At 64.3% G+C, this 13,453-nt stretch carries 9 protein-coding genes and 1 tRNA gene; 4 read left to right on the top strand and 6 right to left on the bottom strand.

What is annotated here, in order from left to right; translation table 11 throughout:
• The first annotated feature begins 62 nt into the window (after window positions 1-62).
• A tRNA-Asn gene (locus tag RM192_RS08480) sits at window positions 63-137 on the top strand.
• Window positions 138-203: 66 nt separating this feature from the next.
• Here the strand turns inward: RM192_RS08480 and RM192_RS08475 are convergent.
• From RM192_RS08475 to RM192_RS08465, 3 genes are all read right to left on the bottom strand, one after another.
• Complete coding sequence (locus RM192_RS08475) at window positions 204-527, bottom strand: PilZ domain-containing protein (protein WP_311507104.1); 324 nt, start codon at window positions 525-527, stop codon at window positions 204-206.
• Between the two features lie 171 nt (window positions 528-698).
• Window positions 699-3,428, bottom strand: a complete 2,730-nt coding sequence (gene secA / locus RM192_RS08470; RefSeq protein WP_311507103.1) for a preprotein translocase subunit SecA — start codon at window positions 3,426-3,428, stop codon at window positions 699-701.
• A 104-nt stretch (window positions 3,429-3,532) separates the two neighbouring features.
• On the bottom strand, window positions 3,533-3,829 hold the full coding sequence (locus RM192_RS08465) for a hypothetical protein (protein ID WP_311507102.1): 297 nt from the start codon (window positions 3,827-3,829) through the stop codon (window positions 3,533-3,535).
• Window positions 3,830-3,908: 79 nt separating this feature from the next.
• Here RM192_RS08465 and argJ point away from each other — a divergent pair, with 79 nt between their 5' ends.
• Genes argJ through RM192_RS08450 form a run of 3 tightly spaced genes read left to right on the top strand, consistent with a single transcriptional unit; the run spans window position 3,909 to window position 6,570 of the window.
• Window positions 3,909-5,135 (top strand): bifunctional glutamate N-acetyltransferase/amino-acid acetyltransferase ArgJ, encoded by a 1,227-nt coding sequence (gene argJ, locus RM192_RS08460; RefSeq protein WP_311507101.1) that lies wholly within the window; start codon window positions 3,909-3,911, stop codon window positions 5,133-5,135.
• A gap of 11 nt (window positions 5,136-5,146) precedes the next feature.
• Window positions 5,147-5,752: a glutathione S-transferase N-terminal domain-containing protein gene (locus RM192_RS08455; protein WP_311507100.1), complete on the top strand. Its 606-nt coding sequence runs from the start codon at window positions 5,147-5,149 to the stop codon at window positions 5,750-5,752.
• Between the two features lie 8 nt (window positions 5,753-5,760).
• On the top strand, window positions 5,761-6,570 hold the full coding sequence (locus RM192_RS08450) for an inositol monophosphatase family protein (protein WP_311507099.1): 810 nt from the start codon (window positions 5,761-5,763) through the stop codon (window positions 6,568-6,570).
• 44 nt (window positions 6,571-6,614) lie between these two features.
• Here RM192_RS08450 and trxA read toward each other — a convergent pair whose 3' ends face one another.
• The 3 genes from trxA to addB are packed head-to-tail and all read right to left on the bottom strand — an operon-like array spanning window position 6,615 to window position 13,453.
• Window positions 6,615-6,935, bottom strand: a complete 321-nt coding sequence (gene trxA, locus RM192_RS08445; protein ID WP_311507098.1) for a thioredoxin — start codon at window positions 6,933-6,935, stop codon at window positions 6,615-6,617.
• A gap of 60 nt (window positions 6,936-6,995) precedes the next feature.
• A complete protein-coding gene (addA, locus tag RM192_RS08440) occupies window positions 6,996-10,469 on the bottom strand; it encodes a double-strand break repair helicase AddA (RefSeq protein ID WP_311507097.1) in 3,474 nt (1,157 codons plus the stop codon).
• Window positions 10,466-13,453 carry a double-strand break repair protein AddB gene (gene addB / locus RM192_RS08435; protein WP_311507096.1) on the bottom strand — a complete coding sequence of 996 codons (2,988 nt, stop codon included), beginning with the start codon at window positions 13,451-13,453 and terminating at the stop codon, window positions 10,466-10,468. Before addB ends, addA begins: the two co-directional genes overlap by 4 nt.

Raw genomic sequence — 13,453 nt, 5'->3', positions numbered from 1 at the left:
GTGCTTGCCAAACCGGAAAGCCCTGTTATTAGCGCGGTCCTGCCCCGGGAGACCGGGGCTGCTCCCTGATAGCTCAGCGGTAGAGTAGGTGACTGTTAATCACTTGGTCGTAGGTTCGAATCCTACTCAGGGAGCCAATTTCTTCCTAATGGAAGTAGCAAAAGGTCGCCGCAAGGCGGCCTTTTTGCGTTGAACGTGGACGCTCAGTGATAGCGGCGGATCGTGCCATTCAGAAAGGCGTCGAGCACGGCCGGGTGGAACGGTTCGGCAAAGCGCACGAAAGCGCGGAAACCTTCACAGCGTTCGACCATCGCGGCGCGGCTTTCGAGGCCGGGCAGCGTCAGCCAGATGCGTGTTCCGGGGACCGGATTGTCCATGCAATCGACCGTGGCCGAGGAGCACGACAGGTCGTGGACGTTAACCTTGGCGCGGAGCACACCGCGGCGATAGGCTGCCTCGATTGGCGCTATGGGATCAACGGCGTGCCAAGGATTCGCAGATGCCCGTGCGTTATGTGCGAGCCACATTGTCCGTCTCCAGTCCCGTGTTGGGTCTAAGATACAGGACGGCGCGTTAACCAGCGAATTCAGCCTGCCTACGGTGCTCGGCTGTTGATGCGTGTTCTTACCTATTCACGAAATCAAAACGGCGCGGAAGCCAAGCCCCCGCGCCGCCGATTAAGCCGTTAGTGTTTTATGTCAGGCGGCAACGCCGTGGCAGTGCTTGTACTTCTCACCCGATCCGCATGGGCACGGCGCGTTGCGGCTGATGCCCTGTCCTGCATAAGGATCGCCGTCTGCCGTGCCGAATGACAGCGCTCCCGCAGCCTGGGGGGAAACCGCGCCGAACATGGCGGGTGCGGGCGGCAGCGCATCGTTCTCTCCGGTGAACGGATCGATGTGGCTGGTCAGGAAATCGGGAAGTTCAGGCAGCTGGAAGTCGTCTGCCGGACGCATGCGGATTTCGCTGGTCATCAGGATGCGCGTCACGTCCTCGCGGATCGCGTCGAGCATCTTTTCGAACAGGCCGAACGCTTCCTGCTTGTATTCGTTGATCGGCGTCTTTTGGGCGTAGGCGCGCAGGAACACGACCTGGCGCAGCGCGTCGAGCGTGGCGAGGTGCTCTTTCCAGTGGTGATCGAGCCGTTCAAGCAGGATCGACTTTTCGAGGCCTCGCCATGCGCTGGCGTCTACTTCGGTGATCTTGGTATCCATGTGCGCGTCGGCAAGGCTTTGCACACGCTCCTCGATCACGTCAGGCTCGATAGCCTCTTCCTGCATCCACTCTTCCAGCGGAATTTCGATGCCGAGCACGTCGCGAATGCGGCCTTTTAGGCCCTCCATGTCCCACTGCTCGGGGTACGAACCCGGAGGGCAGGCATCGCCGACGATGGCATTGACCGTATCGTGGCGCATGTCGGTGACGACGTCTCCCACAGCTTCGGAATCCATGATGTCGGCGCGCTGTTCGTAGATGACCTTGCGCTGGTCGTTCATCACGTCATCGTATTCGACAACCTGCTTGCGGATGTCGTAGTTGCGCGCCTCGACCTTCTTCTGGGCGGTCTCGATGGCCTTCGACAGCCACTTCGACCCGATCGCCTCGCCATCGGCAAGGTTCGAATTCATCATCTTGGCGAACAGCGTGTCCGGCCCGAAGATCCGCAGCAGATCGTCCTCAAGGCAGAGGTAGAACTTGCTCATGCCCGGATCGCCCTGACGGCCCGAACGGCCGCGCAACTGGTTGTCGATGCGGCGGCTTTCGTGGCGTTCGGTGCCGATCACGCAAAGGCCGCCGGCTTCCAGCACCTTGCGCTTTTCCTCGGCGACTTCGGCCTTGATCCTTGCGATACCGGCGTCCCGCTCAGGCCCGGCGGGCATGTCGCGCAATTCGTCCTCGATCAGGAAGTCGACGTTGCCGCCGAGCTGAATGTCGGTGCCGCGACCGGCCATGTTGGTGGCGATGGTCACCGCGCCCAGACGGCCCGCCTGCGCCACGATATGGGCTTCCATTTCGTGGAAGCGGGCGTTGAGGACGTTGTGCTTCACGCCTTCCTTGGTCAGGAACTCCGAGAGCAGTTCCGACTTTTCGATGGAAACAGTGCCAACCAGCACCGGCTGGCCGATCTCGTACTTCTCGCGGATCAGCTTGGCGATGGCACCGAACTTGTCCATCGTGTTCTTGTAGAACTCGTCCTCGTCATCGATGCGCAGCACCGGCACGTTCGTGGGGATCGAGACGACGTTCATCTTGTAGATGTCGAAGAATTCGGGCGCTTCAGTGGCGGCGGTGCCGGTCATTCCCGCAATCTTGGGATACATGCGGAAGAAGTTCTGGAACGTGATCGAGGCCATTGTCTGGTTCTCGGGCTCGATCCGCACGCCTTCCTTGGCCTCGACCGCCTGATGCAGCCCGCTCGACCAGCGGCGTCCGTCCATCATGCGCCCGGTGAACTCGTCGATGATGACGATCTTGTCGTCCTTGACGATGTAGTCGATGTCGCGCTTGAACATGACATTGGCCTTGAGCGCCTGCTCAAGGTGATGGACAACCATCGTGTTCTCGACGTCGTAGAGGTTCGAGCCTTCGAGCAGCCCTGCCGTTTCCAGCGCCCGCTCGACCCACTCGACCCCGTCTTCGGTCAGCGTGATGTTCTTGGTCTTCTCGTCGGCGTCGTAAAGTTCAGGCTCGATCGTTTTCACCACGGCGTCGACCGAGAAGTAGAGGTCGCTCTTGTCGTCGGTCGGGCCGGAGATGATGAGCGGGGTGCGCGCTTCGTCGATCAGGATCGAATCGACTTCGTCGACGATGGCGAAGTTGAAGGGCACGTGGACCATCTGGTCACGCGAATGCTTCATGTTGTCGCGCAGGTAATCGAAGCCCAACTCGTTGTTGGTCGCGTAGGTGATGTCGCTGCGGTAGGCAGCGCTACGGCGCTCCTCGTTCATGTTGGGCACGATCACGCCCACCGTCAGCCCGAGGAAATTGTAGAGCGCGCTCAGCGTCTCGGCGTCGCGGCGGGCGAGATAGTCGTTCACGGTGACGACATGGACGCCCTTGCGCTCCAGCGCGTTGAGATAGACCGCAAGCGTGGCGACCAGCGTCTTGCCCTCGCCCGTGCGCATTTCGGCGATTTCACCGCGATGCAGCACGATGCCGCCGATCATCTGCACGTCGAAGTGGCGCAGGCCGAGCGTGCGCACCGAGGCTTCACGCACGGTGGCGAAAGCTTCGGGCAGCAGATCGTCGAGCGTCTTGCCCTCGTCCAGCATGGTGCGGAACTTGGGCGTCTGCGCCGCCAGTTCCTCGTCCGAAAGCGCCTGCAGGTGCGGCTCGAAAGCGGCGATCTGCCGGACGATCTTGTCGAGCGACTTGACGTAACGGTCGTTGGAAGAACCAAAAAGGGACTTGGCGATGGAACCGAACATGAGCGGAACAATCCTGTCGAATCAATAGTGTAGGAAAAGCGGCGCACGTGTTGCGCGCCGTGGCTGGCAAAGGTCTTGCCGGAAAGGTGGCAGGCGCAGGCGCGCTATTCGCGGGCGCGGTCGCTCAATTCAATGCCGCAGGGCCGGATCAGTGCCGGGGCGGGAAGCCACACCGTCTTGCGGCGGGCATTGCTGCGCTTTTGCGGAACCACCCCGCCGCGCCCGGCGCAGCGCTGCTGGCGCTGTTCGGCAGAGGCAGTGGCAGCAGCCGAAACGCCCGCATCCGCCACTTCCGTGCGCGAGACGGCAAACGCCACCTCAGGCAGGGTAAGGCCCGTAATCATGGCCAGCAGAGCGAGCAGGAAGCGCATTACCGCGACAGATAGGGATTGGAAGGCCATTCGTCTATCTTGAAAACGCATCCATTCACCGCGCATCGGACGTTGAACCCTGCCCCCACCCGCGCTAGGCGCTCAGGCCATGTCCGACGCCATCTCCCCGCTTGCCTCGCCCTTCCCCGCCATGCCTGCCATCGCGGGTGTCACACCGCACGTCGTGCGCGCGGGCTACAAGGACTGGGGTCGCTGCGACCTGACTTATGTCGAGCTGGATGAAGGCACGGCGGTCGCAGGCGTGTTCACGCGCAATGTGTGCTGTTCCTCCGAGGTCGAACTCGGCCGCCAGAACATCGCGCAGGGTCATGCTCGGGCGCTGGTGGTTAACGCCGGGAACTCCAACGCCTTCACCGGCTATCGCGGGCGCGAGGCGGTGGAGCAGATCATGGAGCAGGTCGCCGTGCATCTCGGCTGCGCGAAGGAGCAGGTCTTCGTATCGTCCACCGGCGTGATCGGCGTGCCGCTCCCCAAGGACAAGGCGCGCGCGGGCGTCGAGGCGGCGCTGCTGGCCGAACCTTGCTCATGGGAAGACGCGGCGCGAACCATTGGCACGACCGATACCTTCGCCAAAGGCGCAACCGCGTCTGCAATGATCGGTGACACTCGCGTCAACTTCTGCGCAATCATCAAGGGCAGCGGCATGATCGCGCCCGACATGGCGACGATGCTCGGCTATGTGTTCACCGACGCAGCGGTCAGCCCAGACTTCCTTCAGCAATGTCTTTCCGCGTCAAACCGGCGCACGTTTTCGTGCATCACCGTGGATAGCGATACCTCGACCAGCGACACCGTGCTGGCATTCGCCACTGGCCAGGCGGGCAACGCGCCGATCACCGGCTTCGACAGCCCCGGCGCCGATGCCTTTGCCGCCGCGCTGGAAGATGTCTGCCGCCAGCTTTCCCATCTTGTCGTCCGTGATGGCGAAGGCGCGCAGAAGTTCATCGCGGTCAGTGTCTCTGGCGCGGTTTCCGATGAAAGCGCGCGCAAGGTCGGCCTCGCCATAGCCAATTCGCCTCTAGTGAAGACCGCCATCGCGGGTGAGGACGCAAACTGGGGCCGCGTGGTCATGGCCGTGGGCAAAGCGGGCGAACCTGCAGACCGGGACCGCCTGTCCATCGGCTTCGGCGGCACCTGGGCAGCGCGCGATGGGCAACCCGTTGCCGATTATGACGAGGCTCCCGTGGCTGCTCATCTCAAGGGCCGCGAAATCTCGGTAGAGGTCGATCTCGGGCTGGGTGACGGCCGGGCGACAGTGTGGACCTGCGACCTGACCCACGGCTACATCTCCATCAACGCCGACTATCGCAGTTGAGCGCCAGCCCGATGATCACGCTCTGGGGCCGCCTCAATTCGCACAACGTCAAAAAGGTGGCCTGGGCGCTGATCGAGATGAACCTCGCGTACGAGCGCAAGGACATCGGCGGGCAGTTCGGCTACACGCCCGAATATCTGGCGATGAACCCCAATCGCATGGTTCCGGCCATCGAGGACGGAGCGTTCTCACTATGGGAATCGAACGCGATCCTGCGCTATCTGGCTGACCGGTACGCCCCCGCCTTGCGCAGCGACGACGCTGCGGTGCGGGCCAGCGGCGACAAGTGGATGGACTGGCAGTTCCATTTCGCCGATGCCCAGCGCGATGCCTTCCTCGGTTGCGTGCGCCACGGCAAGGACGGCAGCGATCCAGGGGTAGCCAAGTCGGCTGCCGCAGCCGCAGCGATGATGGCCATTCTCGACGCCGAACTTGCCCGCCGCGCATGGCTCTCAGGTGAGCGCTTTGGCATCGCTGATATCCCGATGGGCGTCTATGCCCACACCTTCTTCGCAATTCCCGTCGAGCGCCCGCACCTGCCGCACCTCGCCGAATGGTATGCGCGCCTGCGCGAGCGGCCCGGCTATGCCAGCCAGGTCATGATCCCGCTGACTTGAGGATTCCCATGACCGAAACCGCCTTGGACCAAGCCGTCGCCGCATTGATGCGCGATACAGCGCAGCGCACGCTGCTAAAGCATTACCAGCGTCTCACTACAGGCGATGTCGTATCGAAGGCGGCGAACGATGTGGTGACCATCGCCGATACCGAAAGCGAGGCAATGCTGGCCGAGGGTCTGGCGAAAATCCTGCCCGAAGCGGCGATTGTCGGCGAGGAAGCCGCGCATGCCGATCCCGCGATTTTCGAGCGTCTGTCAGACCGTCTGTGCTGGATCATCGACCCGCTCGACGGCACCAACAACTATGCCGAAGGCAAGCCGCCGTTCGGGATCCTGCTGGCCCTGGCAGAAGCGGGCGAGACTGTGGCCGGGTGGATCTACGATCCGCTTTCGGGCCGTCTGTGCACCGCGCATCGCGGCAAGGGTGCATGGCTGGGCGGCGAACGCTTTACCGCACGCCCGAGCGAAAAGACGCCGCCGATTGCCGCAATTTCACTGGTATTCGCAGACGAGGAGCGCCGCGCCGCCTTGCTGGAGCATATCGCGCCGCATTATACCTTGGTGGACATACCGCGCTGCGCCGCCGAGCAATATCCGCGCATCGGCCTTGGCACCAACGACGTCTCGCTGTTCGAGCGCACATTGGCGTGGGACCACGCAGCAGGCGTTCTGTTCCTCAACGAATCCGGCGGCAAGGCGGCACGGCCAGATGGCTCACCCTATCGCGTCGACCGGCATCTCGATCCCGGCCTGATCGGCGCAGCCAGCCCAGCTCTGTTCGATCAGATCGCGGAACGACTGGCGCGGATGGGGTAGCTGATACAAGAACCCCCGCTTTCGCGGGGGTCATTGCATGCAGATTAAAGAACGCTTTCCAGCCAGCTTTTCAGCTGGCTCTTCGGCGCAGCACCAAGCTTCTGGGCGACCGGCTTGCCATCCTTGAACAGGATCATCAGCGGGATAGACTGCACGCCGAACTGGCTGGCGATGTCGGTGTTTTCCATGATATCAACCTTGGCGATCTCCACCTGATCGGCCAGCTCTTCGGAAATCTCTTCCAGCGCAGGCGCGATCATCTTGCACGGGCCGCACCAGTCGGCCCAGAAATCCACCAGCACAGGCTTGCTGCTGCCCAGCACTTCGGCGGCGAAAGTGGCGTCGGTTACGGCTTTGGTCGACATGGAATGAACTCCTGTTTTCTTTGGAACCAATCTAGGGCGCGCGCGGCAAGGCGCAACCGATCAGGGTGAAAAGGATTCCTGCTCCCCGCCAAGGCGCAGCTTTTGCGCCGCGATTACTTCTTGCGGCACCACGAATAACTGCGGGGTGTGCGTGTAGAGCAGCGCGGCCTCGACCGACGCACCGGGATGGATCGCCTCAAGCGCGGCCACATAGGCCGCCATCTGCCGCACATAAGCAGCAGGAATTTGCGCAAAACTCTCCGGAGGCCGTCGCGCCGTCTTGAAATCGACAATGCGTATTCGGCCCTCGCCAATCACCAGACGATCGACCGTTCCACTGACCACCCGCCCGCCGACGACAGCAGCAAGCGGCACTTCCGCCAGAGAGTCCTGGCCAAACACGTCAGCCCAATCGGGATGATCCAGCACGGCGAGTGCGGACTGGACCATTTCTTCGCGCTCGCGCTCGCCAAACTCCGCCGCGACGCGAGCAAGCCACTTGCGCCCGGCACTTTCGCGCGCACCATCCGGCACTTCGGGCAAACGCTCGATCAGCCGGTGCAGCAAAGTGCCGCGGCGTGCCGCCAGCATCGCACCCGGACCGGCAGGCGCCGGCGGATCGGGTGCGTCATCCTCACCCAGCGACGACGGTGCGAGCGGACGCGGCGGGCGCGGCTCGGCGCCGACGGGCGTGAGCAGGACATCGGGCAAGGTGATCCGTGCTGCAGCCTGCTCCGCCGTTTTCTTCAGCGGGAACGGGAGAGGTGCGCCAATTGTCCGCCGCGTGCCCCATAGGGGGCAGATCTCGCTGTCACGGTCGTCGAACAGCGGCGCAAGCTGCGCGTACCAGCTATCCTCGGGCAGATCTCCGCCACCCTTCTTGCGCTTCCTGCCCATGGCTCCTGCGATGAACAGCGCTTCTTCCGCGCGCGTCATGGCGACATAGAGCAGGCGCCAATGCTCCTCGCGCTCAGCGCGCTTGGCCTCGGCTTCGGCCTCGGTCACAGCAGGCGCCTTCTCCTCCTTGCGCAAGGGCGGCAGCGGCAGCTTGCGCACGGTTCCGAGAATATCCTCGACCAGTTCCAGCCCGCGCGGGGGCGAGGCATCGGGATCGTCGGCGGAATCGGCGAGAATCACGATAGGCGCCTGCAACCCCTTCGATCCGTGCACGGTCATCACGCGGACCAACCCATCGCTCTTGCCCGCCTCGCGCTTCAGCTCGCCCTCGCCGGCATCGAACCACTGCAGGAAGCCGACGAGGCTGGGCACATTGGCGCTGCCATAGGCCATGGCCGCATTGAGCAGTTCGTCTATCGGATCGTTCGCCTCACGTCCCAACCGTGCGACCAGCTTGCGCCGCCCGTCCCACGGCCCCACCAGCAGCCAGTGCAGCAGCACTTGCGGCGGATCGTAATCGGCCCGAGCCAACACCGCGCGCAGGCGCTCCATCGCGACAAACGTGGCCGGGCCTTCCTTGCGCCGCAGCCAGTTCCACAAGCGTTCGCCGTGCGGGCGATAGCCGTGCTCGAGCAGCTCTTCCTGGCTCCATCCGATCAACGGCGAAACCAGCAGGCTTGCCAGATTGAGGTCATCGAGCGGTTGCGCGGCAAAGCGCAAGGCGGCGACCAGATCCTTCACCGCAAGCGGCGCTCCGAGCCGCAAGCGGTCCACGCCGGCAACCGGCACGCCCCGCGCATGAAGCCGCGCAACGATCAGACCAGCCAGTTCCTTGCGCTTGCGCACAAGGATCATCACATCGCCCGCATTCGCCAGCCTCGGCCCGCCCTTGGCGAGCGGGAAGCCGCTATCGATCCAGGCACGAACCTGCCGCGCGATCCTGTCCGCCAGTTCACGATCGGGCCGTGAAAGCCAGCCCTCCTCGCCCTCGTCGGCGTCTTCCGCTTCCTCACCCGGCGCTTCATCGCCAACGACCTGCCACAGGCCGACCGTGCCCGGAATATCCAGGCCGCGATGCTTTTCGGGCGGTTGGCTGAGGCCAAAGCGGTCCCACCCGATCCGATTGATAGCGCCATCGACGAAATCGAGGATCGGATTGGCGGTGCGGTACGACTGGCCGAGGCCCAGTTCGAGCAGCTTGCGATCAGGGTCGCTCAGGATGGCGGCGACCTCATCAAGCTGGCTCCGCACCTGCAGGCTGGCGCGCGCGAAGTTCTCGGGGCTGGTACCCTGGAATCCGAAAATCGCCTGCTTGTAGTCACCCACAACAAACAGCGTACGCATCTTCGGCCCGCGCTGGCCCTCGCCGGTGAAGAAGTCGGAAACCAGCCCTTCGAGCACGATTTCCCACTGCGAGGCATTGGTATCCTGCGCCTCGTCCACCAGAATGTGGTCGAAGCGGCGATCGAGCTTGAAGCGGATCCAGTCGGCAGTCGTGCGCTTGGTCAGGAGATCGGCGGCGGCGCGGATCTGGTCGTCGAAATCGATGAAGCCTTCGCGCGTCTTGGCCTCGTCCCAAGCCAGCGCAAACCGCCGCCCGACAGTCAGCGCAGTGTCGAGTAATGCGGCGAGGTCGATCCGGGCTTTATGCGCCTTCAAACCCTCAAGACAGGTGATGACACGCGCGGCATAGCCCGGATACTCCGGCTGCTTTTTCTCGATATTTGTGGTCGAGCGCGGCTCGCCTTTGGCCGTGAGGAAGCAACCTTCGAGAGTGGGCAGCATAAAAAACCGCTGCTGGGGCGTGCCCGCCAGCCAGTCGCCCAGCTGGTTCGCGGCTTCGATTCCGCCCTTGGTCCCCCAAGCAGCGTTCATCTCCATGCAGCGCCGGACTGACAGGACATCGAAAGCATCGTCATCACACAACGCCGCAAGGCTGGCCGCGCTATCATCCTCGCCCAGCCCAAGCACGCGGTTGAGGCGCGGGCGCAGCGGCGGCGTCCACGATCCCGCTCCCCACCACATCTCGCGCGCGCCCGCGCAGCGCAGAAGGAAAGACTGGACCTGATCCTCGCTCATGCGCAGCGAAAGGTCGGCCAGCGACTCCAGCAAATCCTCGTCGCCCTGCGCTTCTGCCTCGACCAGCATTTCAGCCAGCACTTGCCGCACCAGCAGCGCGCGGTCGCGGTCTTCCATCGCCCGGGTGCCGGGGCGCAGACCAGCTTCCACCGGGAACGAGGCAAGCAACCACTGGCAGAACGCATGGATCGTCTCGATCCTGAGGCCGCCGCCAGGGCAATCGAGCACGGCGGCAAAGCGGCTGCGCGCGCGCGCCACCGTGGCGGGATCGAACGGCGCGCCAATCGCCATCAGGTCCTTGGCAAGGCGCGCGTCATCCATGCGCACCCAACCCGCCAGCACTTCGTTGACGCGGGTCGCCATTTCGGCAGCGCCCGCCTTGGTGAAGGTCAGGCAGAGCAGCTGCTCCGGCTCAACCCCGTCCTGCAACAACAACCGCAGCACGCGCGCAGACAGCACTTGTGTCTTGCCGGTGCCAGCCGACGCGGAAAGCCACACCGTGCGCAGCGGATCGACCGCGTGGGCCTGATTGTCCTTGAGCGGATAGACCTTGCTCATGCCGCGTCTCCGCCCGCATCGCCCTTGCGCTCGCGGCCCTGCCATTCATCAAGGCGCATGAGCTGGTCGTAATCGGAATAGCCAGGAAGATCGGGATTAAGGCGCGCCGTGAACGGGTCGTTTCCGAGCAGCCACTTGGCAATCGCCTCGCGCAGAAAGCGCTCCGTTTCCGGCACGAAGTCCTCCGGCAAGAGCGCGCTGCGGTTGCCCGAATCCTTCACCGGCGATTTCATGTAGCCGAACCCACGCTCCTTGTTGCGACCGAGCGACCAGTATTCGAAGCGTGCAGGTTCGCCAGTAACGCCGGACATCCCGCCTTCGCGCGCGATCAGACCTATCAGGCCCAGTTGGAGCGAGAACCCCTCTTCAACCATCTTGGCTGACGGCGGCATCCCGGTCTTGTAATCGACTATGGCCAGCGTTCCGTCGGCCAGTGTGTCAATCCGGTCTGCCCGACCATGAATGCGGATGCCATCCACTACGATCTCGCCCTTGCGCTCCACCGCCAAAACCTCACGGCCCTCGCCCGCAAGCCGGTCCGTCTCCGCCTCGATCCACAGCAGCGCGTTTATCAGGCGCGGCTTCCACATCGTGCGCATGAACGGATGCGCACTCATTTCATCAAACATGCGCTCGGCAATCGGCACCAGTTCGCCGGGCTTGCCACCCGCCTCGTGCCACACCTTCAGCACATCATGCACCGCCGTGCCCTTCCACGCAGGCGTGGGGTCAGCGTCGATGGGGTCGAGACTGCGCAGCGCCAGAATGGCCGATGCGTAGAACTGGTAGGGATCACCGCGAAGCCGGTCGAGCGCGGTGACCGCGATGGGCACGCGCCGCTGCTCCGCCGAGGGCATCGGGTGGGGCTGTGGATGCGGCGCAACCGGATCCGCATTGGCAAGCGCCTGCGCGAATTCGACCGCGCGCGACTCAAGCCGCAACTGGTCTGCAAGCATCGCCTGAATGCGCAGGATGAAGCGCGAAGGGATCGCAGGGCCAGTCGCATCGCGGCGGGCATGACTCAGCACCACTTCGGGCGCGCCCAGTGCTGCGGCAAGATCGTGCGCGGACAGACCGATGCGGAAATCCGCTCCCGGAATGCCCAGCGCGCGCAGGATCGGCGGGGCCAGCAGCGGATCGGGCGCGGGATTGCCGGGCCATGTGCCCTCGGTCAGCCCGCCGCAGATCACCAGATCGGCACGGCTCATCCGCGCTTCGAGCAGCCCGTAGATCGCCAGGCGCGGATGGCCACCCCATGGCGGGCGCACCGAAATCTCGTCCATCGCGTCGCGCAACAACGCGGGGAGATCGGCGCAATCGACTTGCGACGGCACAGCCCCGGCAGCTTCGCGCCAGCGCTCGACGAATTGTGCAAGGCAGCGCCCGTCAGCCTGCGCCCACAAGCCCGTTCCGCACAGCGCTTCGCCCGCTTCGGCCAGCGCCACCAACGCAGTGTCGAGCCCGATAGCACCCTCGAGCGACACCAACGGAAACAGCAGGTCCTCGACGCCAGACCACCATTCCGTCAGACCCGGATGACGCGGCTCTGCTTTCTCCACCGACTGCCGGATGGCGGGCAGGCCCGGCCCGGGTCGTGGTCCGCGCAGCACCAGATCAAGCTGACGCACGCGCTCAAGCCAGGCCGCACGCCCTTCGCCCGGCTGCACCAGCGGATGGCCGAGCAGTGCCAAAAGTGCCACCGGCGCGACACGCTCGGCCACCAGTTCGGCCATCTGCAGGAACACACGCCCCGCTGCGGTCTGCGGCAGGGGGCGCCCGGCCGTATCGTCTGCCACGATGTTCCAGCGGCCAAGGTTGGCTACCACGCGCGCGGCGAGGCTGCGATCGGGTGTAATGACGGCGACGCGGCGTTCCGGTTCGGCAAGTGCCTCGCGCACAAGCACCGCAATCGCCTGCGCCTCTTCTTCAGGATTCGCGCTTTCCATCGAGCGCACGCCCGAAAGCCGCCGGTCCCTTGCATCCAGTGCGACCCAGACCGTGCTGGCCTCGGGCGGGAGGAACAAGTTGGAAATGGCTCGGCTGCGCTCGGGCGGTGCGGGCGAAAGACCCGCACGGTGCCATGGTTGCACTTCTTCGCGCGCGATGCCCATGCGGTTCAGAAGCAGTTTGAGATGATACTGCGGATGCGTGACGACGTCGCCCCGCTCGAACACGTCGCCCTCCGATCCGCCCGCACTGCCAAGTGCGTCCCACACCTCCTGATCGAGCGCGAGATCGAGATCGGGCAGGATCACGCCACCGTCAGGCATGTCCGCAACCACGCGCAGCAGCTTCGCCACGGCAGGCGAGGCTGAGGTCACACCCGCTGCGATGACCGGATGAGCGGGCGGCACCGCGCGCCAGGCCTGCGCGGCATGTTCGAGCAGTCGGTTGCGGCGCTCTGGCGCGTCTATACGCCCCATGGCACTGAGTTCCGCCTGCCAGATCGTGAAGACAGTCGCAAAAATGCGCGTATTCTCAATCCAGTGGACCGAAAGATCTGACGCAATTCCGACGACCTGTTCGTCCAGCAACTGCAGGGGATGAATGCCCTCTACCAGCAGCCGGTCAATCCCTTGCGCCAGCCCTCGCGCTTGGCGCAGCAGCGCGGCCTCACCGGGTGCTTCAGCCCCCAACACATCGCCCAGAATGCGAGCGAGCCGCAGCAGTCGCCACACCGGATCGACTGCCTCGGGAATGCCCGTGCCCTCACCGATCGGATCGAGCAACGGCCCCAGCGTTTCATCGAGATCGAGATCGCCCACCACCGCCATGCGCGGCAGCAGCAATCCCTGCCCGCTCGCGCGAATGAAGGCCTCGGTCACCGTGCGCACCGCACGCTGGCTGGGCAGGAGCAGCGTCAGCCGCGCAAGCCCGAACCGGTCCTCACGGTAACGCGGGATCAGGCCTGCAACCAGAGCATCGGCAAACCCGCGGTGTGCCGCAATCGACCAGACTCGCGGGCGGGGAGAACCCTCGCCCAT

Origin of the sequence: Novosphingobium sp. MMS21-SN21R (assembly GCF_031846015.1) — a bacterium.
GTDB lineage: Bacteria > Pseudomonadota > Alphaproteobacteria > Sphingomonadales > Sphingomonadaceae > Novosphingobium.
This window is presented reverse-complemented; position numbering and strand designations above follow the sequence as displayed.

Bases quoted from the DNA above. Each gene is read 5' to 3' on its own strand.
- RM192_RS08475 (WP_311507104.1), bottom strand. From the start codon at position 527: ATGTGGCTCGCACATAACGCACGGGCATCTGCGAATCCTTGGCACGCC.
- secA (WP_311507103.1), bottom strand. From the start codon at position 3,428: ATGTTCGGTTCCATCGCCAAGTCCCTTTTTGGTTCTTCCAACGACCGT.
- RM192_RS08465 (WP_311507102.1), bottom strand. From the start codon at position 3,829: ATGGCCTTCCAATCCCTATCTGTCGCGGTAATGCGCTTCCTGCTCGCT.
- argJ (WP_311507101.1), top strand. From the start codon at position 3,909: ATGTCCGACGCCATCTCCCCGCTTGCCTCGCCCTTCCCCGCCATGCCT.
- RM192_RS08455 (WP_311507100.1), top strand. From the start codon at position 5,147: ATGATCACGCTCTGGGGCCGCCTCAATTCGCACAACGTCAAAAAGGTG.
- RM192_RS08450 (WP_311507099.1), top strand. From the start codon at position 5,761: ATGACCGAAACCGCCTTGGACCAAGCCGTCGCCGCATTGATGCGCGAT.
- trxA (WP_311507098.1), bottom strand. From the start codon at position 6,935: ATGTCGACCAAAGCCGTAACCGACGCCACTTTCGCCGCCGAAGTGCTG.
- addA (WP_311507097.1), bottom strand. From the start codon at position 10,469: ATGAGCAAGGTCTATCCGCTCAAGGACAATCAGGCCCACGCGGTCGAT.
- addB (WP_311507096.1), bottom strand. From the start codon at position 13,453: ATGGGCGAGGGTTCTCCCCGCCCGCGAGTCTGGTCGATTGCGGCACAC.